Here is a 19,808-nt window from a genome sequence, read left to right as displayed (position 1 = left end):
CCTTTTATCAACAATCTTTTAATGCAAGCACTGCGGTTCTATTCTAATTTCAAGTTAGTCACCGACATTAATACTCAATTAATGAGTAGCTTTCCATAAAAGTTTTGATCGGCATAAGCGATGTCTTGACCCATTATAAGCAATTTTTAGATTTTGCCTAGTAATTTTTTTGTAGTTTATTATTTCTCTAAAATCAAAAGCATATCAAACAGTTACAGGAACGGATTGTCTATAATTTTACCCGATTGGTCATCTTTTTGTTTTGACTTATCCTTACTATTGCTATATTGGTTTCGGTTTTTAAATGCCAGCATAATTTTACTGGTAAGCTCGTGTAACTGCTGTGCTTGCTCATATCCACCTTCGTCAAATACTAGATTAATGTCGCCATAAATAATGATTTTATCTTCTTGGTTTTCGATGACTAAATCGCCAATTTGCATACTTTCATGATTATTCATAAAGGGTTCAATCATTTGAGCTTCCTCTACCTTAACAGCAATTTACGTGATTTTGCAATACTGTGAGAATATGGTGATATTTAGACGCCTTATGCTTTTAATTGTGCCATGAGCCAATCGATAATAGCCAGCACAAATAACATCCAAGTAGGCTCTTGTGGTGAGTCTTCGGGTAAATCTGAGCTGTCACCTGCTTTTAACGGCAGAGCAAACGCGCGCGATTTGGTTTGAGCATCTAATACGGGCAACACGTCGATGCCAATCTTGGCGGTTAATTGATCCAGACTAATCACTTCTATACGCTCTGATTCATCATTGGGCGCATAATACACGCCTGCTTGGTTGCTCGCTGGAATATAGACCGCTTTAAAAAAATGACTGGGCACCAGCACACGATCCGCCAGTTGTTTGGTCTTTTTATTCGTAAACGCCACCCCAGTAATGGTATAAACTTCACCGTATTGCTGGGTCAAATAGCGCGTGGCTGACTCGATATTACGCCAAATATAGCGGTTATTGCGCGGCGATTGCGGCGCGATGTTGGCAAGGCTAAAGCTATCGTATTGCTGACTGCGATTGGCCATATTACCATTGGGCGCTAAATGCCCGCGATCATAACCTGAGCCTGAGTAATCGGACAGTTTGGCGCGCATGGATTTTGGCAGGCGGCTTTCTTCATGAAAGCTGTCTTCACGATCAATCTGTTTGGCTTGCTGCAAGCGCTTACGGTCGAGATATTCTGCTGACCACAGCGGGGTACGTGATACGCCTGAGTACATAACGGCAAAACCGTCCATGCATAGCGCTTGGGTGTTGTTACTGAGCTTAGGATTGGTGAATTCAGGATAGACGCCACCATAAAACGATTGGCTACACTGGCTAAGATCATCCGCTTGTGCAGCCGATATTCCTATTAAGACCGTGAATACGGTCATTATGGTGTTATTTTTGACCCGTGCTTTATCTTTAAAAAAACTTATCATGCCACTTCCAACCATCTATGCCTGCCATTACGTATGCGCTATCCTAGCAGGCCGTTAGTAATAAAGAAAGATGCTGCGCAGGCCGTGACATTTTAAATGCTATCCGCTATACTTAGGCAGCCAAAAATCTTGGTCTTGCAAAAAACGGTGAAGTGGGTGAGTGGCTGAAACCGCACGCCTGGAAAGTGTGTATACGTTCATAGCGTATCGAGGGTTCGAATCCCTCCTTCACCGCCAATCTTATAATATCCTACTTTTCCCACCTTGTCCCAAACGCTCCCATATACCTTTGCAGCCCTTTATAAATAACGCTTCTAGCGTTTTTTTTATGCCTACTACTTTCCCAATCTATCCGAACATAACCCACCTATCCCGCGGCTTGTGTTGGTCTATTCGTTGGTCTATTATTTCATTAGACCTCAAAAAGACCAACATTTAGGCTTTATGATTCAGCATTAGACCAACGTACTTGTTGTATTTCTTGATTCATATAGCTTTAAGCCATAGGGAATAGACCAACATGCTAAGCGATAGTAAGATCCGCAAGCTTAAACCTAGTGAGAAATGCACACCTTCACGTCCTGACAAATACAGTGATCAGCAAGGCTTACAGCTATTAGTACGCAATACTGGCACAAAGACATGGATAAGCGCCTATCGCTTTGATAGTAAGCAGACACGCCTCACACTCGGTACTTACCCCATCATGTCGCTTGCTGAAGCTAGACAAGCCAATACTGAGATTAAAGCGCTGCTCGCTGATGGTATCGACCCAAAAAATAAAAAGCGTCAAGACAAGCTTGCTAACATCCACGCGCAAAAGTTCAATGACTACGCCTTAGACTGGCTCGCTGAGCGCAAGCGCAACGTTAAGCCGCGTACCTATCAGCAAGACTATAACCGGATGCATAAAGACGTGTTGCCTCATTTCGAAGGCATTGCAATAAAAGATGTAAGCTTTGAGGATTGTCGATCGATGGCAGATGAGATCGAAACGCGTGTGAACACAAAAGGTGAGCCGCCACGTGAGGTCACTAGACGCACTATTGATCTGGTTGCTAATGTTTTAAGACGTGCCAAACGCGAACGCATCATCGACCAAAACCCAATCGATGATCTAAAAGCACTCTATCCTAAAGCCAAAAGTCAGCACATGAAGCATGTAGATATCAATGAGCTGCCTGCCCTACTCCAAGCTATCGAAGGCTATCATGGTCACGACCAAACCCGATTAGGTATGAAATTCTTAGCCTATTCATTCTGTCGTACCATCGAGCTGCGTATGATGAAGTGGAGTCATATCGATTTTGCCAATCGCTTATGGCGTGTTGATATTGATAACCTTAAAATTGCGCGTAAGCATGTCGTACCGCTATCAGATCAGATGCTCGCAGTGCTAGAAGAGATGAAAGCCATTACAGGACAGTATGAATACGTTTTTTATCATAAAGGCATGCATCAGCCGTATAGCGAAGAGTTTATTAATAACGCGCTTGATATCTTAGGTTACGCTGGCAAACAAACAGGGCACGGCTTTCGTCACATTGCCTCAACCAACCTAAACGAGCTTGGCTATATGGGCGACGCGATTGAAAAGCAGATGGCGCATGATAAAAAAAGCAGCATTCGCGCGGTTTATAACCACGCGCAGCATTTAGAGGAGCGTCGTAAAATCATGCAAGTTTGGGCTGACTTTTTAGACCTGCTCAGAGACACAGGCGAGGTTGTGGACTTTCAGACAGCGAGGCAGCAGATTGAAAGGTCATTGACGGAGCAGAATCAAGTATCACTATCAAACATAAATAGTGATGTTTTAATACAGGCGTTGAAAGATAAAGGCTTAAGCATTGACGATATACTTTCAATGTTGATTAAAAAACAGAGCTAATGCAGTTACCTTGCTTTATTAATACCCTTTTTGCACGTTAATCTAGCCCTGGTTGGTGAACTTTTAATCTTGAGACTTATGCGCTTTTTATCTGAATTAAAACTACATTCATGAGGATTCACTTTTTTGAATTCACAACTAGGTTTGGTAACATTATCATTAGAAAATGGTTCATTAGAGATTGACCCCAATTCTAAATCAGGTACTGATGTCTTGTAATCATCTTGATCATTTACACTTTCAGCACAATCGTTTTGATCAATAGTTTTTTCACTATTCTCGTGATCTAAAAAAGAGCTCTCATATAAACTTTCAACATATTTATTCATTAATTTATTAACTGAAGTTTTATTAAGCTCTGCGAGTGCTTCTAGTTTTGCTTGATTCTTCTTATATATATTTACATTACCATCGCTAACTTTGCTCTTAGAACTATAGCTCTTTAGACCGTTCCATGCCTTTTTCATACTATACAAAGTATAGCTTCGTGGAGAGAAACCTTTTTTCTGCTTAGTTCCTACTTCATGACTTTCAATATTACTTAGCCTATCTAAGTGAGCTAGTATAAGCTCATATTTTTCTTCAATAGTTTCGGGGAAAAACACACCTTTCAGAATAATAGGTTTATTTTGAACATCATCAAGATAGTTATATGCCCATTCGACTTGTTCGTGATTAGAAGAATCAAGCCATTTTATTTCTTTATAGTCAGTACGACCTTTCAAGTAGGTTGATTTTATAGACTGTAGGTTTGCAGTTTTCCAGTCTTCGTCTATACGTATTATTTCTTTATATCCAAAACTATTATTAGCATTGCTATTGAAATCCATAATATTGTCAATCAAGAAACTGGTGATTTTAGCAATAGCTTCATCCTTACCTTTATAGGCGTTATAACTAACTATATTATGAATTAGGCTCAACAGAAAAAGCGAGCATCTCAAATCGCTTTTAAACCAATCAAGATAACTTTTTGGCAAAACATATTCTATTTTAATTTCTATTAGTTCATTAAATTTATCAATAGGAGATGGCCAAGATCTCAATTCTTTAATCAACAAATTTCTATAGTCATCATCATCATAATTTATATTTTCCCAACTTCTGCCCGTTATATTTCTATGCATATATAGTAGTGATCTTGCATCCGTAACGCTTACTTTTCTCAGTTCTATATAGAAATCTTCTATACGCTTTACTCCAGATAATATGTCTTTCCTATATAAATCTGACATTGTTCTTAACATCTGCGAATTAAGATATCTCATAGATCCTTCATCAAGATGACAGTCTTGACTGGTATGTAATACCGTTACTTCTCCACTCACTATGCAAACTCCCTATAAAAAACCATAGTATAAAACTAATAAACTATTAGTATATTAGTAATCCCTCACTATGAAAAACCTAGTTTATTTCTAGCAATAAATCCAGATAGACACTGATACTAATGCTAATAGCTTTATATTTCTAATATAGGCCTATTTCATATGTAAGTATAGGTTTTTTTATAATAAATTTTATAAGGTACTTGCAAGGTTTACCAACAGCAACTGCAAATCGCTTGTATTTTGAGTTAGGCAGACCTAGCTGTTTAGTAAAAAAACTAGCTAAATACTTGTCAGCTAGCTTTAGCTAATGGTGTGATACCTGAGCAATAGCATAGCAATAGCATAGCAATTACATTCCTAATCATGAACTCATATTATGATCGTATAAATTAATTTCTAACTCGTATGTGGCTATTTTAAAAAACATTTGTCCTATATTATTTCACTAGCGTTTAGCTAACTCCATCTTAACAAAATCTACAACGTAGACAGCAATCCGTCCTCAATCTCGATAAAAAAACCCTAAGCACACAAGCAAAAAGCTGCTCTTTGGCAGCTCATCCTTAGTGGGTTATTTATATTATTAATAATACCACTATCATTTATTCTAGTGCTGAGAGCGCAACTCTCAGCAGTTAATATTATAAAAATACAGACTGACCTTACCCTATGAAACCAACTTCATAGGAGCACTACCATGCCGTATTCACATCTTAATCAACCTCTAGTTGTCGCTAATGTTCACAGTCTGGTTACGGACATACTGGCGAACACCATCAGCTTTAATGAGACTATGGATAAACTGAACGGGTTGTATTACCCGTTCATGAATCATCTCAATACTGAGTTATTTTATACACAGCCAGTCTTAGCATTTTTTAGTAGCACTCAAGCGATCGTTGGTGATACCTATCCAGAAAATGTGATTTGGGATCATGATAAAACAAAGCGTTTTATCAACATACTGTCATGCTATAAAAATGATATTGAGAATGAACGTCAGGCGTTCATTTATCAAGAATCGTACAATAAAAGGGAATTAAAGAACTATGTACACAGCCTGATTAATCATTACTCACGACTGCTCTTTATCCGTATCGACCTAAAATACGTAAAAGAAACCAGCCACCATGTATCTATTGAAGATTTTGACTGTCACATGAGAAAATTTAGAGATCTTATCGGTAATAAGAAAACATGCTTTGAGCATCTGCAAGGCTATGCATGGGCTCTTGAACAAGGTGGTATTGAGGGCGGACTGCACTGTCATTTACTCCTAATATACGATGGCTCAGAAAGACAAAATGACTGGTATCTAGCAAAAGAGGTAGGTGAAAAATGGAAAATGATGACAGGTGGTTTAGGTGAGTACTATAACTATCACGATACAGAGACTAAGCAGAAGTATGAGAAAAATGGCAAATTGGGTATTGGCATGATCTATCGTGATAATGCTAAGAAAGTTGAAAACGCGGTAACGTCAGCTTTATACCTAACCAAACCAAGCAAGCATGAGCAGCAGCTTAAATTGTGGGTGCCAAACATGCGCACCTTTGGTCACGGTATTTATAGAACCCCAAAACGTAGAGGCATAATCTCATAGCAAAATAATTTCAGATATATAGTATTTCCATGAGATGAGCATCGATGTCATCGTTGCCTTATCAATCTAACCCTAAACGTATCATCAAGGCCTGCTTTATAGCAGGCCTTTTTTATGCGCCATTATCAAGGAGGTACTATGAAACCTATCTGTCCCAACTGTCACTCTTCTCATGTCATCGAAAATATAGATACCAGTATGCAAAGTATTTCAGAGCATGTGCTGTCACCAAAGCTGTTAGTCAGTCTTGGCGTTGGTGTCTGCAAGTACTACAAGATTAACCCTGTGATTGGTATGGTCGCAGGCAGCGCCATTGCCACCGTTATTAATCTGGCACAACAAAGGCTGATGCAGCCGCCACTCATTAGAGCGGCTGTCCTGCCGCGCTATTTATGCAGTACCTGTCAGCATAGCTTTAGCATCTAACGCTCTCATTTATTTAATTACTCGATGATTCATGCCTTAAAGCATTGAATCGGTCAAACCACTTATTTTATTAAACAATAAAAGGAAATTAATCATGGCACATTTACTCGAAAATATGGCTTATGTTGGCGAAACCCCTTGGCATGGCTTAGGCAGTGAATTATCTCCAAAGCAGCCTATTGAAGTCTGGGCCCGTGAGGCTGGTATGGATTGGCGTATTGAGTCCTCAGACGTCAGCTACATGGCAACCAATGATAAAGGCCAAAACCTGATCATGCCTTTTGACAGCAATAAAGTGTTGTATCGATCAGATAACCTAGAACCATTATCAGTGGTCAGTCAGCGCTATCAAGAAGTACAACCGAGTGAGATTCTAGAATTCTATCGTGATCTGACGGAACAAGCAGACTTTGAGCTTGAGACAGCAGGGGTATTAAAAGGGGGCCGTAAGTTCTGGGCATTGGCTCGTACTGGACAATCCGCAACACTCAAAGGTGGTGATGTCAGTCATGGCTATTTGCTGCTAGCAACCGCTTGTGATGGTACGCTTGCCACCACAGCGCAGTTCACCAATATCCGTGTGGTGTGTAATAACACCTTAGCAATCAGCTTGGCTGATGGTAGTGGCGGTGTGGTGAAAGTACCGCACAGTACCACCTTTGATGCCGACAAAGTCAAACAGCAACTAGGCGTTTCTGTCAGTCAGTGGGATGACTTTAATTATGAGATGAAGCAGCTTACCAATAGACGAGTGACGCAAGCAGAAGCCGCCAATTACTTAAACCGTGTGTTTAACGATGTCAAAGACGATGGCCTTATTTTATTTAATACCGCTAAGAAGGAGAAAGAAGCGGTGCCGAATGCCCGTGCGATGAATCAGGTAATGACTATGTTCAACGGACAAGGTCGCGGTGCTGATCTAGATTCTGCTAAAGATACCGCTTATGGATTGCTGTCTGCTATGACTGAGTTTGTCGATCATGAACGCCGTGCCATGTCGCAAGACCATCGCCTTGATTCAGCTTGGTTTGGTGCAGGGGCGAAGCTCAAAGATAAAAGCTTGGATGAAGCGCTGCGCTTAATTGCCTAGTCGCCTAATCGCATAGACACTGTATTTAACTAATGAATCAACCACGCCTTTGAGCGTGGTTTTTTTATGCCGTCAATCAAACAAAGTACCGCATTACTTATTAATAATAAATCTAACGAAGGAATTCATTATGAACATGATCGCATTAAATACAACTACTCAGCCAAGAGTTAAGCGTGCAACCGTTAAGGGTAAGGTTCCACTAAAAGCCCGGAACAATAGCGCAGAGATGCCAAAGCCTAAGGCTGAAAATAAAACCGTTAAATCATCTGTTAATCAATCAAGCACGGCTAAGCGTTTGGTTAATACCAAATCGTTAAGTCGTGAAGAGTGGCTAGCTGTTCGCAAGCAAGGTATTGGCAGCTCTGATGCCGCAGCTGCTTGTGGTATACATCCTTATCTATCCATGCTGGAGTTATGGATGATTAAGACAGGACGTATGGAATCAAGCATTGATGAGAGCTTAGAGGGCTACTCACCACTGTACTGGGGCAATACGTTAGAGCCGATGGTGGCTAAATACTATCAAGAGCATACAGGCAATAAGGTACGCCGTGTGAACGCGATCTTGCAGCATCCTGATCCTGACAAGCACTTTATGCTGGCTAATTTAGATTACGCAATCACTGGTAGTGATGAGGTACAGATTTTAGAGTGCAAGACCGCTGGTGAACATGGTGCCAAGCTATGGAAGCATGGCGTACCGCTCTATGTCACGTGCCAAGTTCAACATCAATTAGCGGTCACTGGCAAAACTGCAGCGCATATCTGTGTGCTGCTTTGCGGTCATGAGGCGAAAATTTATAAGGTTGAGCGTGATGAGCGATTGATTGAATCCATCATCGAGCAGGAGCGCCTGTTCTGGCAATACGTAGCAACCGACACACCACCAACCCCTGACCATTCTGAATCGGCAGCTCGGGCATTAAAACAGCTGTATCCAAACCCTAAACCATCAAGCAAGGTTGATCTACGAGATGACGATGGTGCGAACAAGTTGTTCGAGCAGTTGCTTAGCTACCGTGATTACATGCAGGAACTAGAGCAGCGTCATGATCAAGTGAAGCATCAGCTGCAAAGCTTAATCCAAGATAATGAGATTGCGGTATTTTCGATGGGCGCAATTTCTTGGAAACGCTCGAAAGACAGTATTGGCTTGGATAGTAAAGCCGTTATCAAAGCCCATCCTGAGCTATTAGCTAAATTTGGCAAAACTCGTCAAGGTAGTCGTCGCTTTGTGGTCTTAAACGATTAAGCCATCAATCACTTATTAATAACCATCAATACATTCATCAACCGATCAAAGATAATCAATTAAAGTAAGCACATAACAGCCCACCTAGCACAGGTGGGCTTTTTATGGCTAACTAAAACATATGAGGAATATCACTATGATTAAAGGTCTAACGATTACTCCACCAGTTTTAGGTCGCATCAGCATTGGACGTGTCGTTCAAAAAGACGGCAAACGTCTTCCTGCTAAAGACGATCAATTCACCATTACCAGCCAAGTTCAAAATAAAGACGGCTGGATCAATCATCCACTAGACGAAAAGCTACGTGCAAATAATGACGGTAAATTGAGGCAAATTCCCGTTCGTATGTTATTCAATGATCCGACACTAAACCTACGAGCTGAGTACACGCTATTTGATCGGCAAACGGGCAGACCGTTATGCGTGGGTGACGGTGAGCAGTGTCAGCGCCGCACAAGCAATGGCGTGGAAACACTGCCATGCCTATCACCTGATCGCTGTCCACTCGCGCAAGGCGGCGCGTGTAAACCATATGGTCGCTTGTACGTTAATCTCAGTGAAGACGACGAGTTAGGCACGTTTATCTTTCGCACCACAGGCTTTAATAGCATTAGAACGCTTGCAGCACGGCTGAGCTATTTTGCAGCAGTATCAGGCAATAAGCTTTCATGCTTGCCCCTTCAATTAACCCTACGAGGCAAAAGCACCACACAAAGCTATCGAACGCCGATTTACTTTGTGGATTTAACCTTGCGTGATGGTGTGACACTTAAAGATGCAGTACAACATGCCAGAGCGATTGATACCGAGCTAAGTGAACACGGCTTTGATCAAGCGGCATTAGAGGAAGCCGCGAAGCTTGGCTATGTGAATTCGTGCTTTGAGATTGATAGCGATAGTCTACTTGATGTGGTCGAAGAATTTTATCCAGTAGAGACTGATGATGTCAGTAGTGTTCAGCAAGGGAATTATCAAAACAGGTTAGCGACTCATAACGTGACTAGCATTGAGCAAGGATTACGGCAAAGTGTTACAGCGGTGAGCTAACGCATTCAAAGCAGATAGGTGACATAAAAAGGAGCGGATTCATTCTGCTCCTTTTTTATTACTTCAACCCAAGACTAGAGAACGGACTGTATAGGATGCCGTAAAAAAATATGGGACTCCCTCACTGTATGAGAGATGACGCTCTCATTAACTAATAAGGAGATATTCATGGAAATTTTAAACACAGGCACTCAACAAAACGTATCAACACGAAGCATGCCGCAAATACCTCGCATGCTACCGCTAAAGCAAGTCGTACATTATACAGGGCTTAGCAGCACTACGATTTACGACATGCTCGATAAAAGATCAGACCGTCACGATCCCACCTTCCCCGTTCAGGTTAAGCTAACCAAGGGACGTGTGGCATGGGTCGAAAGCGAAGTTGCTAAGTGGATTGAAAGTAAGATAGCGACTCGAGTTCATTGATACGCTATAAAAAAATAAGCTGCGTTACGCAGCTTATTTTTTTCTTTAATAGCATCAGAGCAACTTATCGATTTATATCAATGAAAGCCCCAACAGGCACGTCACCTTCAAAGTCATCGTGCGCTAAACCCTGCTTTGCCATTTGTTCAGTAATATCATCTTCAAGCTGTTGCTCTTCTGGTGTAAGCTCTTCATCTTCAAGCTGTTGGTCTTCTAATGTAAGCTTATCAAAGTCAACAATATTTTCTATATGATCATCACCGTATGGACTATCCATCGTACCTTCCTTATACTAAATGTTAGAGTGATTAGTATTAGGCGACTAAATAACTATTTCAAGTCTTTTTTTTGTACTAATTTCATGCTTAATAAACTAGGTATTCTTAACTAAGAGACAAAACCACTTTTTCTCTCTGCAACAATTTTTACTAGCTGATCAAAACTCATTACTTCTATATAGACAATATAGAAAGGCACATCATGAATAGATTTATTTACAAATAAATCGATCACTGGCAAAACGTCAGACTCAGACAGCTACTAGGCTCTTTTTAAAACACTTTAAATAGCTAAACCTAGCTAGGCTTAGCTGTTTTTAGCTATCCTTAGCTATTTGGAAGAGACCAAGACCAACCCTCCGAAACGACTAAACCATCTCGGCGCATTTTCTGCAATAGATTACGCACCTTGTTCTTACGCTGTTTATCATCCAGTACTTGCGGTAATTTATTAGCCAGCATTTTATCAAAATCAGCTAGTCTACCTCGTTCAAACGTCTTGAGGTATTCTACGATCAAACTTTGATAATGCATATCATCTAAGCCACGCATTTGCATATACTCCGCCTGCTGCTCAGTATGCTTAGCAACATCAGCGGCGATGATATAGCTATTTTTACGTCCTTCTATCAATGACTTTTTGCGTAACGCGTCGGCTTCTTCTTCAGTAACGCTTTGCCCTTTCTGGACTTTATCAAGCGCTATAATGTCATGCAGTGTGAGATTATCGACGGTTGCTAACTGCTTGGCGTACTCTTGATCAAGTACTTTACCTGTAAACTTCACGCCTACTCTTTCACGGGTTAAGTCATAATCTGGCAATGGGAAAAAGCGCTTAGACTGAATCTGATACATTTTTTTGATGCCGCTACCGATGGTGTCCATCATATTTAGATTGACCATGGCATTGACCAAGAACGGATTGCGGTAACTCGCTTCAGGCGCATCTTGTAGCAAGACATTTTCAATGGTCTTAGGAATAAACGCACCGCTGTTTTGAAACAATAGCGTTGAGTCTTCTTTTTCAACTACTATGATACGTCCACCTAGTCGGTAGTCTTGATGACCAATGGCATTGCTTAACGCTTCACGAATGATATAAGGATCGTATTGCTGCACCTCTTCAGGAAACAGCGTACCTGACGCCATGTAGCGATAATTGAGATTACGGATCTTGTTATACACCTCATCTAAGACTAATAAAAACGGTGGTTCGAAATGCTCATAATCTTTTTCAATGCCATCAACGCCCTTTAAAATCCAAGTGATATGCGCTTGCGCTGGGCTTAAAAAACTTGTGGATTCATAACGCCCTAATAAAATAATCGCTGTATTGGTGATCTGACCACGAATGGTAATTTTGGCTTTATTCAAAAAAGTGATGTCATCCCATTCTCTAACATCTTCAGCCAACCGCTTGTTTTTATCCGCAAAGACTTGTCTAGCAACTGCGATAGCTTTAGGGTCAAGGTCTTCAAGCGTTGCCTCGTGGCAAATCTCGGCACTCCAGTCATCGGCTTGATTTTGCCAGAGCTTACGGCTTTGATCGGGATAGTGCTTTAGAGGTTTTGTGACGCTACCAATGCGAATATAATGCTCATGCAAAAAACTAATAGGCGTATCGGTCGCTGCTGGAATCTCAAACAGCACCACTGCTTTACCATCGATCTGTAGTTCATGAATGGTAAAATGAATCTTAGGACTTAGACGGCTGACCAGCCAATGCTCTAAGTCCTCGTTACCTTTGGCTTTTTTTGTCCTTGGGCTAAAGCTTGTACCAACGATGTTGTGTGTGCCGTCCTCTACGCCAAACACTAAATAGCCAAATTTCTTGCCAGCCAAGCACGCGCCATTGGCAAGCGCGGATATCCGCTTACCGATCTCATCAGGGCTATGAAAGTTATGCTTAAACTCAAGCCATTCTTGTTCAGTTGGCTGCTGAGTTAGGCTCAGGATAAGGCCTTGGTAGTGGTTAGTCATAGTGAGATTATTGAAAATAGTTGGTCATGAATTATTCTTTTCCACTCATTGTACTCTATCAATTATACAAAAGCAGTGTATGATTAGCAGAACTATAGTTTACAAAGAAGTATGCGACACTAATTGACGTATATCGTATTAACTTAATTGTAGAAATTATCATTTGCTTTAAAATTAGAGGACGAAATGGCTAGTAAATCAAGAAACCTAACCTTCTATTATAAAACTATCAAGTTAGACGATGATATTACTTTTCAGCAAATACTTGAAAGTTTAAATAACTTAAGTCCAGATCAAAGAAAATTTGTGGAAGGTAAAAAGACCTATCTACTTAACAATGTAATGGACTACCAAGGCGTATATTACGGAGAAATTGTCTGTTTCGAAACAGACAAGGTTCAAAGTATTATTCATGATGCTGTAAAAGAAAACAACCTTTTGGAGAGGTCAATAACGACTAAAGATGTTGCTGCCGACGAAGCAGAGCTTAAAAACAGTACTAGTGAATTTGTTAATTCACGTATTATATTTGGATTGTCAGATGATCATTTAGCCATCCATATTTCAACTCTTGGACTTCAGAGATTCGTCAGCTATTTCAATTTCTTACTTAATACTTATTATTGGAAAGACCCTGAACATGCTAAGGTTTTACTAATTAAAGACGTTTATCCAAAACCTCTTAGAGAAAAGTTAAAAAACACCCATGTAAGTAACGTCAAGATTGGACAAGGGGTTTTAACACAACAATCTAGCAAAAGTAACAGCAAACCATTTGAGTTAAAAGACAAATCATTGTTAAGTAAAATTAGCGATACAGTTGGAAAAAGTTTAGGGTTTAGCTCTGCAATGGATGACTCTAACTTACGAGTGAATGTAACTATTGACTACCTAAGGAATACCTCTACTGAAGGTCAGAAAGTTTTAGACGACATAACCTTATCATTGGCTACACTTGATGACAGTTATATAGAAATTAACTTTGCTGATGGCTCAGATTATAAGCAAGGTAATTTAAGAGTGAAAGGAGTAATCAAGCAGCAGATGTTAGATAACAATAGTTTCGATAGAAATAGATTAGTTGAAGAGATTCATACCTTTCTGCATCAGAGTATAGAATAACAAGACGAGGTCGCCATGAAAATTATATTTATTGGCTTGATGATGAGACACCCTCTTATTCTGAATATTACTCTCATGGCAGTAATTTCTACTATTCTTTTCATCCTTTTTAAGAATGATTCTAACTATATACTGATTAACTTCAGATGGTTTTTTACATTAGCAGCTATTACATCTGCCTTACTTGCACAAATATACTTTAAGCTGCAAGACACTAAATACATATCGAATGCTAGTGTTAGTGAGTTAAATCGTATTGCCGACTTAGTTAAAGAATATTCCAGGCCTGTGATGAAACTAATATTTCTTCATCTTTTTTTTGGGGTTGCTAGTAATATTGCTTTTTCCTTAAAGCTAATACCAGCTGCTGATGCACTTGCTACATCAATTGCTCTTTCCTGTATACCGTTGTGGGGAATTAGTCTGTTTTTTGGATATGTAATATATGATGAGATTACAAGCTTTAGTTCCGATTTAACTAAAAGAAGCCTCGAAAGAACCAAACGACAAGAAGCTCTCGAAGCTATGAAAAAATGACAGTTAAAGACGCCTATGTAGACACCTGCTACTCTGATCCACCCTCACTCAAAATAAACTCTCGCAGCGCTGAGGCAGTTTTTATGTTGACCTTAAATGGAGGAATACTAATGCCTTCTATAGATTCAAAGTACGCTTTGGCTTTCTGCTTGTCCACTGTATCTTTTAGTTCATCAAAGCGACCAAATTCATTGATAGTCGTTTCAGTAATTTGCTTACTCATAAGCTCACGTAGCTTAGTTTCATCTAGCCCTAAACTATCAGAAAACTGCCTGATATTATCGTTTTGAGCCTTCACTTTATAATCGACGATATAATCTTTGAAAGTAGTATTAGCTTCAACTTTTACTTTCCCACGCTGTACATCGCGCAAAAATATGTTGGCATATTTTTGTTCTTCTTGGCTAAGCGTAGGGAAGGCTTTGTGTAATTCGTTTAATGCCTGTTCTGCATCACCAGATTCTAGTGATTCTAAATACTTATCAAAACGCTCATTCAGATATTCAGTATCAATTCTATCGGTATTAATTTCTGTCAAATAGCCACTAATATCAAAAGGTACTTCACCTTCTCCACCACCAGAACCACCCTGAAATAACTCTCTGTAGCGCATTGCTAGAACAAGATATAATTGCTCATTAAAAGTTAGCTTAACGTTACTGTCGCCGCAGTCATAATCTAATATGTCCCATATAAAACCTTGAATTTCAGCAGCTTCTAGATGGTCATTAAACTGCTTAAATAATTTAGCAAATTTAGCTTGGCTGGCTTCTGCGCTTGGTAAGGATTCAAAGTTCTGTACACCTGCCACTTTGAAAACATCTACTATCTCAGAAAAAACCTCGTTCATTTTTTGCAGATTGCTTTCAAGTTTATCTACGAATAAGCCTATTGGCTTATCACCAGAATATAACTTAATAGCAGCTTCGATATTACGCTCCATCGTATAAGGCTTACGGTAATAGCGTACTGTACCAAAAGGCTTTTCATGCCCGAATAATCGATTCGTGCGAGAGAAGGCTTGGATGATGCTCTCGTAGCGTATGAGCTTATCTATATATAAGGTATTGACCCACTTAGAATCAAAGCCTGTAAGCATTTGTTCCACTACTATAAGAATATCTAACTGCTTATCTGGCGTACGCTCAATCAAGTTATACGGCTTTTTATGCGCTAGCCGATTGGCAATGTCTTTTTTGAATTTACTGTGAGTGGCAATTCTATAATCCTTTTCATACTGAGTATTATAGTCTTCGATAATCTCTGCCATACCCCTTTCTTTAAAAAACGAGGTCGTCTCATTGCCTTCATTAGCATCAAACAAAGCACTGATTTTTAGATCTAGATCTTGTGCAGCTATTTGATCTTTGAATAATCGATAGTAAGTAATAGCCTCAATAATGCTACTGGTAGCAAATATCGCATGAAACTTGTTACCTCGGCTCAGTGTAGGAAAGTTATCTAAAATATCAGCAACCACCATATTTTGATGCTCATCCGTCAGGTATTGCTCTTTAGGTAGATGATCTTCGATACCCTTTATATACTTACCGTCAGCTTGACGATAACCTGCCATTTCCACATCATTCATAAACTCATAATACTTCTTTTTCTTTTTATCATCCGCTAAAGCTTCTGACTCTGTACTGGCTTTCGCTTGCTGTAAGGCAACGGCTTTACGCACTTCTTTATCTTTAAATGTTCCTACTCTATATAAGTCGAAGCCCAGCACATTTCTATCACGGATACCATCAGCTATGCTATATCGATGTAACTCATCACCAAATATATCAGCGGTAGTATTCATTTTTCGCTGATTTTCATCGTGAATAGGCGTACCTGTAAAGCCAAAAAATATGGCCTTGGGAAAAGTCAGTTTGATAGTCTGCAACATATCGCCAAAAGTAGAACGATGTGCTTCATCGATAATAAACACCAAGCGCTTGTCTTGCATGAGCTCAAGGTCATGAGCGTTCATACCGTTGCTACTTTCTTCAATATTACTCATTTTTTGAATAGAGGTAACGATCAAAGTATTTTTTGGATCACTACTTTTTATTTTAGTAATCAGCTCGTTAGTATTTTCAGTGGCTTGTATACTTAGACTCTCTTCAGCAAAGCCTTCATATGCTTCAAGAGACTGTGTACCCAACTCAATTCTATCCATCAGAAACAGCACTTTATCAGCATCTTTTGAGCTTGCTATTAATTGTGCCGATTTAAAGCTAGTCATGGTTTTACCAGAGCCTGTGGTATGCCAGATATAGCCGCCTAGTTGTCTGTTAGTATCTTGCCAATTGGTTTTAGATACTTTGTCAGAGATGGCATGAGCAGCATAATACTGATAGCTACGCATGACCTTTAGCACTCCATCAGCGGCATCCGCTACGGTATAAAATCCTATCATTTGATGTGCTACTGGAATATTGAGCAGGGAGCCCACAAAGTCTTTATAACCAAGTTTTGGCTCGTTGTTAACATCTCCCCAATGAAAGTAGTAATCAGCATTGAAATTACCGTCTGGATTGGCAAAATAAACGGACTCTTCAGGAGTCATTGCAATAAATATCTGGACTAAACTAAATAATCCTGTAAAGATTTTGGCTTCGGCATACTTTTCTATTTGGTTGCAAGCTTGACTGACAGAAACACCACTACGCTTTAGTTCGATATGAAAGACAGGCATACCGTTAATAAGTAGCATGAGGTCACCACGTCGATCTCTCAATATTGGTGACTGGGTAGGAAATTGAGGCTGCTTAACAATCTGATAGCGGCTCTGTCCTGCTGCAATCTCATGACGATCATATATCTTTAAGCTGATCTCTTTACCAAGGTGTAATGGATCTGCTGGATTATCACGGGTAATAGAGACGGTTTTGCCATTAATAAAGCCATTGAGCTTAAGTGGTGTCTTTAAGCTATTTATCTGCTCAATTAGCTGCTGCATTTCACCATCGGTAAGTGGCTCATTATTTAGACGGTCTATACCACGGTTATTTTGAAATAGAATCTCTGCCCAATTATCGATTAGGTCTTGCTCGGTAGGACGATTAATAACATTTTCATGCCAACCTTTATCAATGAGAAGCTGGATAAGGGCGTCTTCAAACTTAGTTTCTGATGCAAAGCTCATGTGCTAGCCTTAAAAGGTAGAGTCAAACAAACATTTTTGCCAATAAGGCTTTTTTAAGATTTTCTAAGGTTTTAAGTTGTTTAGTCTGTAAAGTTAGGGTGTCATCTAATTGCTTAAGAAGTTTACCTATGGCTTTTTGTTCTTCGATTGATGGTATTTTAATCTTTTTATTTTCCATTTCTCCTTTTGTTACATGAATCATAGTTGAGCCATTAGTATTACTCGTTAAAGAAACTTCTTCAGCTTTTAGCAAATGAAACGTGAACAGCTTATCAAGACTACAAGTTAAATCTAACTTCCATATATGGTAATGATAAATAGCCTTGTTCCCACTCCAAAGATATGGAGCAAAGATAGTAGCCCACGTATAAAGCAAATCACCTTGGTTTACGTAGAACTTGTCATCAAGTTCAAGGTCAGAGTAATACCAATGTGTATTTGTATTAAAATTACCTACTCTTAAAACTGGATATTTTCCACTATCTAAGAGCTCATCTTGTTTATATGCTCTTCCATTAATAAGATTTGCAATGTCTCCAAGTCTGTATTCAACCCAATCACCACTAAAACTTTTTAGACGTATATCAGGCTGACTTTGATTTGCTTGTGGAAACATTTTACCTAGCAACGATTTCTTTAGTGTTTGCGTTTGCTCATACTGACGACGCTGTAACGCAATGGTTTGGTCAATATTTTGAAAAAGGTTGCCGATAGCAGTTTGTTCTTGCAATGAATTCGGTAATGAATATGTTAAGCTTTTAACACCTGACCAATTAACATAGATTTGTGTATTCCCTTGTGAGGACTTTACAATCTTTTCACGTATGTTATTAGCATTGAGCATTTGATAAATAAATTTAGGATAATACTTTTGCTGATTTAATATCAGTCGCTGTGTTCTCTGATTAAAAACGTATTTTTCGTCTTCATCGATTAGTAGAGCTCTTCCTATGATATTCCCTGCTAATGTTTTATCATTCAGAACCATAGCGAGATCATTCTTATTTAAAATCTTTTTACGGGTTTTTTCATTTTCTGGTACTCGGATACCTTGATCTGTGTAAGTGCTATTTTTTGAATACGAGCCAATGCTTATTACCTTGTACTTACCAGTCGTTGTAAACTCACTTTCTAGTGACGTTCCACCCACTGATGAACCGAAACCCTCCATTGATTGTACAGCCCAATCCTCATCAAAGCCTTTAAAGCGAATTTGCGGAATATATTTTTTAGTTATCATCTGATCGCTCCGCTAACTGCTTAATTTTTTTATCAAAGTCAGAGATTATTTTCTGTTCTTTATTGAACGCAGCATATTCTACTCGCGCTTTTTCTTTTGCTTGCTCGGCTGACACTTGACCATAGCCATCTAACACCTGATACTCATTAAAACTTAAAAAGCGGTTCACACTATCTGCCAACTTCTCCATCGTAAACTGATCTTTGTCACCGCGTTCGATTAGACTCTCTATATAATCAAAATAGCTCGTTACTGCTCTCTCTAACTGACGAATTTGTTTTTCAGTCAAATAATTTTTAGCCGTAAAAGTATCGCTCAAAAGCACCCTACCCTCTGGTGAAGATTTCCATGTGGTAAGCCCCATATTTTCAGAATTTTTATTAGCACTGGTATAAACTATCTCAGCAGCTGTCTGCCCTGTAATCGCATAATGAAATTTATTTTGTACATTGGCATAGAACTGACGGGTAATGGATGAGTGTTTATCATAGTCGATGCTACACTCTCTAAATATATCGGTGATTTGCTGCCATACCCTACGCTCACTGGCACGGATTGAGCGTACGCGTTCCAGTAATTCACGAAAGTAATCTTGTCCGAATACAGCTTTGCCTTGCTTGAGACGCTCATCATCTAACACAAAGCCTTTTTGTATAAACTCTTTTAGTATCTGGGTCGCCCAAATACGAAACTGCGTTGCTTGAGCAGAGTTGACCCGATAGCCGACGGAAATGATGGCATCAAGATTGTAATGCTCTAGCTCTCTCGTTACCTGCCTTTCCCCCTCTTGACGAACCGTTCGGAATTTCCGAACAGTTCGAATCTCTTCCAACTCACCACTTTCAAAGATATTTTTGAAGTGTTCACTAATGGTTGATTTTGACACGCCAAATAATATAGTGATTTCTTTTTGCGTTAGCCATAATGTTTCATCTTCAAGATAAACACTAACATCAACATTACCGCTGGCGGTTGTATAGAGCAAAAATTTGTTATCCATA

17 protein-coding genes and 1 tRNA gene are annotated in these 19,808 nt (G+C 39.5%); 10 read left to right on the top strand and 8 right to left on the bottom strand.

The features are described 5' to 3' along the window. Positions 1 to 212: 212 nt before the first annotated feature. Both FOR85_RS08055 and FOR85_RS08050 read right to left on the bottom strand, forming a co-directional pair. Positions 213 to 476, bottom strand: a complete 264-nt coding sequence (locus FOR85_RS08055; RefSeq protein WP_144297493.1) for a hypothetical protein — start codon at positions 474 to 476, stop codon at positions 213 to 215. Between the two features lie 74 nt (positions 477 to 550). After that, positions 551 to 1,444 (bottom strand): DNA/RNA non-specific endonuclease, encoded by an 894-nt coding sequence (locus tag FOR85_RS08050; protein ID WP_223808575.1) that lies wholly within the window; start codon positions 1,442 to 1,444, stop codon positions 551 to 553. Between the two features lie 146 nt (positions 1,445 to 1,590). Between FOR85_RS08050 and FOR85_RS08045 the strand changes: the two genes are divergently transcribed. After that, positions 1,591 to 1,681: transfer RNA gene (locus FOR85_RS08045), tRNA-Ser, on the top strand. A 283-nt stretch (positions 1,682 to 1,964) separates the two neighbouring features. Then, positions 1,965 to 3,332 (top strand): integrase arm-type DNA-binding domain-containing protein, encoded by a 1,368-nt coding sequence (locus FOR85_RS08040; protein ID WP_144297491.1) that lies wholly within the window; start codon positions 1,965 to 1,967, stop codon positions 3,330 to 3,332. Positions 3,333 to 3,337: 5 nt separating this feature from the next. Here FOR85_RS08040 and FOR85_RS08035 read toward each other — a convergent pair whose 3' ends face one another. Next, positions 3,338 to 4,660 (bottom strand): hypothetical protein, encoded by a 1,323-nt coding sequence (locus FOR85_RS08035; protein WP_144297490.1) that lies wholly within the window; start codon positions 4,658 to 4,660, stop codon positions 3,338 to 3,340. A 700-nt stretch (positions 4,661 to 5,360) separates the two neighbouring features. Between FOR85_RS08035 and FOR85_RS08030 the strand changes: the two genes are divergently transcribed. From FOR85_RS08030 to FOR85_RS08005, 6 genes are all read left to right on the top strand, one after another. Then, the gene (locus FOR85_RS08030; RefSeq protein ID WP_144297489.1) at positions 5,361 to 6,266 is read left to right on the top strand and encodes an inovirus-type Gp2 protein; all 906 of its coding nucleotides are present in this window, start codon (positions 5,361 to 5,363) and stop codon (positions 6,264 to 6,266) included. A gap of 138 nt (positions 6,267 to 6,404) precedes the next feature. Then, on the top strand, positions 6,405 to 6,692 hold the full coding sequence (locus FOR85_RS08025) for a hypothetical protein (protein WP_105244338.1): 288 nt from the start codon (positions 6,405 to 6,407) through the stop codon (positions 6,690 to 6,692). A gap of 94 nt (positions 6,693 to 6,786) precedes the next feature. Beyond that, positions 6,787 to 7,782, top strand: coding sequence for a DUF932 domain-containing protein (locus FOR85_RS08020; RefSeq protein ID WP_144297488.1), 996 nt, complete (start codon positions 6,787 to 6,789; stop codon positions 7,780 to 7,782). 229 nt (positions 7,783 to 8,011) lie between these two features. After that, on the top strand, positions 8,012 to 9,037 hold the full coding sequence (locus FOR85_RS08015) for a YqaJ viral recombinase family protein (RefSeq protein ID WP_223808577.1): 1,026 nt from the start codon (positions 8,012 to 8,014) through the stop codon (positions 9,035 to 9,037). A 136-nt stretch (positions 9,038 to 9,173) separates the two neighbouring features. Beyond that, positions 9,174 to 10,085 (top strand): hydrolase or metal-binding protein, encoded by a 912-nt coding sequence (locus tag FOR85_RS08010; RefSeq protein WP_144297486.1) that lies wholly within the window; start codon positions 9,174 to 9,176, stop codon positions 10,083 to 10,085. 168 nt (positions 10,086 to 10,253) lie between these two features. Continuing rightward, positions 10,254 to 10,514 (top strand): AlpA family transcriptional regulator, encoded by a 261-nt coding sequence (locus FOR85_RS08005; RefSeq protein ID WP_223808574.1) that lies wholly within the window; start codon positions 10,254 to 10,256, stop codon positions 10,512 to 10,514. Between the two features lie 64 nt (positions 10,515 to 10,578). On the opposite strand, the gene FOR85_RS08000 is transcribed toward FOR85_RS08005, so the two are convergent. Beyond that, the gene (locus FOR85_RS08000; protein ID WP_144297485.1) at positions 10,579 to 10,791 is read right to left on the bottom strand and encodes a hypothetical protein; all 213 of its coding nucleotides are present in this window, start codon (positions 10,789 to 10,791) and stop codon (positions 10,579 to 10,581) included. 328 nt (positions 10,792 to 11,119) lie between these two features. After that, positions 11,120 to 12,772 (bottom strand): RNA-binding domain-containing protein, encoded by a 1,653-nt coding sequence (locus FOR85_RS07995; RefSeq protein ID WP_144297484.1) that lies wholly within the window; start codon positions 12,770 to 12,772, stop codon positions 11,120 to 11,122. Positions 12,773 to 12,958: 186 nt separating this feature from the next. Between FOR85_RS07995 and FOR85_RS07990 the strand changes: the two genes are divergently transcribed. Next, positions 12,959 to 13,894, top strand: coding sequence for a hypothetical protein (locus FOR85_RS07990; protein WP_060491990.1), 936 nt, complete (start codon positions 12,959 to 12,961; stop codon positions 13,892 to 13,894). 15 nt (positions 13,895 to 13,909) lie between these two features. Next, positions 13,910 to 14,431: a hypothetical protein gene (locus FOR85_RS07985; RefSeq protein ID WP_060491991.1), complete on the top strand. Its 522-nt coding sequence runs from the start codon at positions 13,910 to 13,912 to the stop codon at positions 14,429 to 14,431. A 28-nt stretch (positions 14,432 to 14,459) separates the two neighbouring features. Here the strand turns inward: FOR85_RS07985 and FOR85_RS07980 are convergent, their stop codons facing one another. The 3 genes from FOR85_RS07980 to FOR85_RS07970 are packed head-to-tail and all read right to left on the bottom strand — an operon-like array spanning position 14,460 to position 19,807. After that, the gene (locus FOR85_RS07980; RefSeq protein WP_144297483.1) at positions 14,460 to 17,567 is read right to left on the bottom strand and encodes a type I restriction endonuclease subunit R; all 3,108 of its coding nucleotides are present in this window, start codon (positions 17,565 to 17,567) and stop codon (positions 14,460 to 14,462) included. A 22-nt stretch (positions 17,568 to 17,589) separates the two neighbouring features. Continuing rightward, positions 17,590 to 18,807, bottom strand: coding sequence for a restriction endonuclease subunit S (locus FOR85_RS07975; protein ID WP_144297482.1), 1,218 nt, complete (start codon positions 18,805 to 18,807; stop codon positions 17,590 to 17,592). Further along, positions 18,797 to 19,807 carry a virulence RhuM family protein gene (locus FOR85_RS07970; RefSeq protein ID WP_060491993.1) on the bottom strand — a complete coding sequence of 337 codons (1,011 nt, stop codon included), beginning with the start codon at positions 19,805 to 19,807 and terminating at the stop codon, positions 18,797 to 18,799. The genes FOR85_RS07975 and FOR85_RS07970 overlap by 11 nt, the downstream gene beginning before the upstream one ends. Position 19,808 lies beyond the last annotated feature (1 nt).

Source organism: Psychrobacter sp. YGAH215 (genome assembly GCF_007280595.1).
GTDB lineage: Bacteria > Pseudomonadota > Gammaproteobacteria > Pseudomonadales > Moraxellaceae > Psychrobacter > Psychrobacter faecalis.
This window is presented reverse-complemented; position numbering and strand designations above follow the sequence as displayed.

Bases quoted from the DNA above. Each gene is read 5' to 3' on its own strand.
- FOR85_RS08015 (WP_223808577.1), top strand. From the start codon at position 8,012: ATGCCAAAGCCTAAGGCTGAAAATAAAACCGTTAAATCATCTGTTAAT.
- FOR85_RS08040 (WP_144297491.1), top strand. From the start codon at position 1,965: ATGCTAAGCGATAGTAAGATCCGCAAGCTTAAACCTAGTGAGAAATGC.
- FOR85_RS07990 (WP_060491990.1), top strand. From the start codon at position 12,959: ATGGCTAGTAAATCAAGAAACCTAACCTTCTATTATAAAACTATCAAG.
- FOR85_RS08010 (WP_144297486.1), top strand. From the start codon at position 9,174: ATGATTAAAGGTCTAACGATTACTCCACCAGTTTTAGGTCGCATCAGC.
- FOR85_RS07995 (WP_144297484.1), bottom strand. From the start codon at position 12,772: ATGACTAACCACTACCAAGGCCTTATCCTGAGCCTAACTCAGCAGCCA.
- FOR85_RS08005 (WP_223808574.1), top strand. From the start codon at position 10,254: ATGGAAATTTTAAACACAGGCACTCAACAAAACGTATCAACACGAAGC.
- FOR85_RS07975 (WP_144297482.1), bottom strand. From the start codon at position 18,807: ATGATAACTAAAAAATATATTCCGCAAATTCGCTTTAAAGGCTTTGAT.
- FOR85_RS07980 (WP_144297483.1), bottom strand. From the start codon at position 17,567: ATGAGCTTTGCATCAGAAACTAAGTTTGAAGACGCCCTTATCCAGCTT.
- FOR85_RS08030 (WP_144297489.1), top strand. From the start codon at position 5,361: ATGCCGTATTCACATCTTAATCAACCTCTAGTTGTCGCTAATGTTCAC.
- FOR85_RS07985 (WP_060491991.1), top strand. From the start codon at position 13,910: ATGAAAATTATATTTATTGGCTTGATGATGAGACACCCTCTTATTCTG.
- FOR85_RS08050 (WP_223808575.1), bottom strand. From the start codon at position 1,444: ATGATAAGTTTTTTTAAAGATAAAGCACGGGTCAAAAATAACACCATA.
- FOR85_RS08000 (WP_144297485.1), bottom strand. From the start codon at position 10,791: ATGGATAGTCCATACGGTGATGATCATATAGAAAATATTGTTGACTTT.
- FOR85_RS07970 (WP_060491993.1), bottom strand. From the start codon at position 19,807: ATGGATAACAAATTTTTGCTCTATACAACCGCCAGCGGTAATGTTGAT.
- FOR85_RS08055 (WP_144297493.1), bottom strand. From the start codon at position 476: ATGATTGAACCCTTTATGAATAATCATGAAAGTATGCAAATTGGCGAT.
- FOR85_RS08020 (WP_144297488.1), top strand. From the start codon at position 6,787: ATGGCACATTTACTCGAAAATATGGCTTATGTTGGCGAAACCCCTTGG.
- FOR85_RS08025 (WP_105244338.1), top strand. From the start codon at position 6,405: ATGAAACCTATCTGTCCCAACTGTCACTCTTCTCATGTCATCGAAAAT.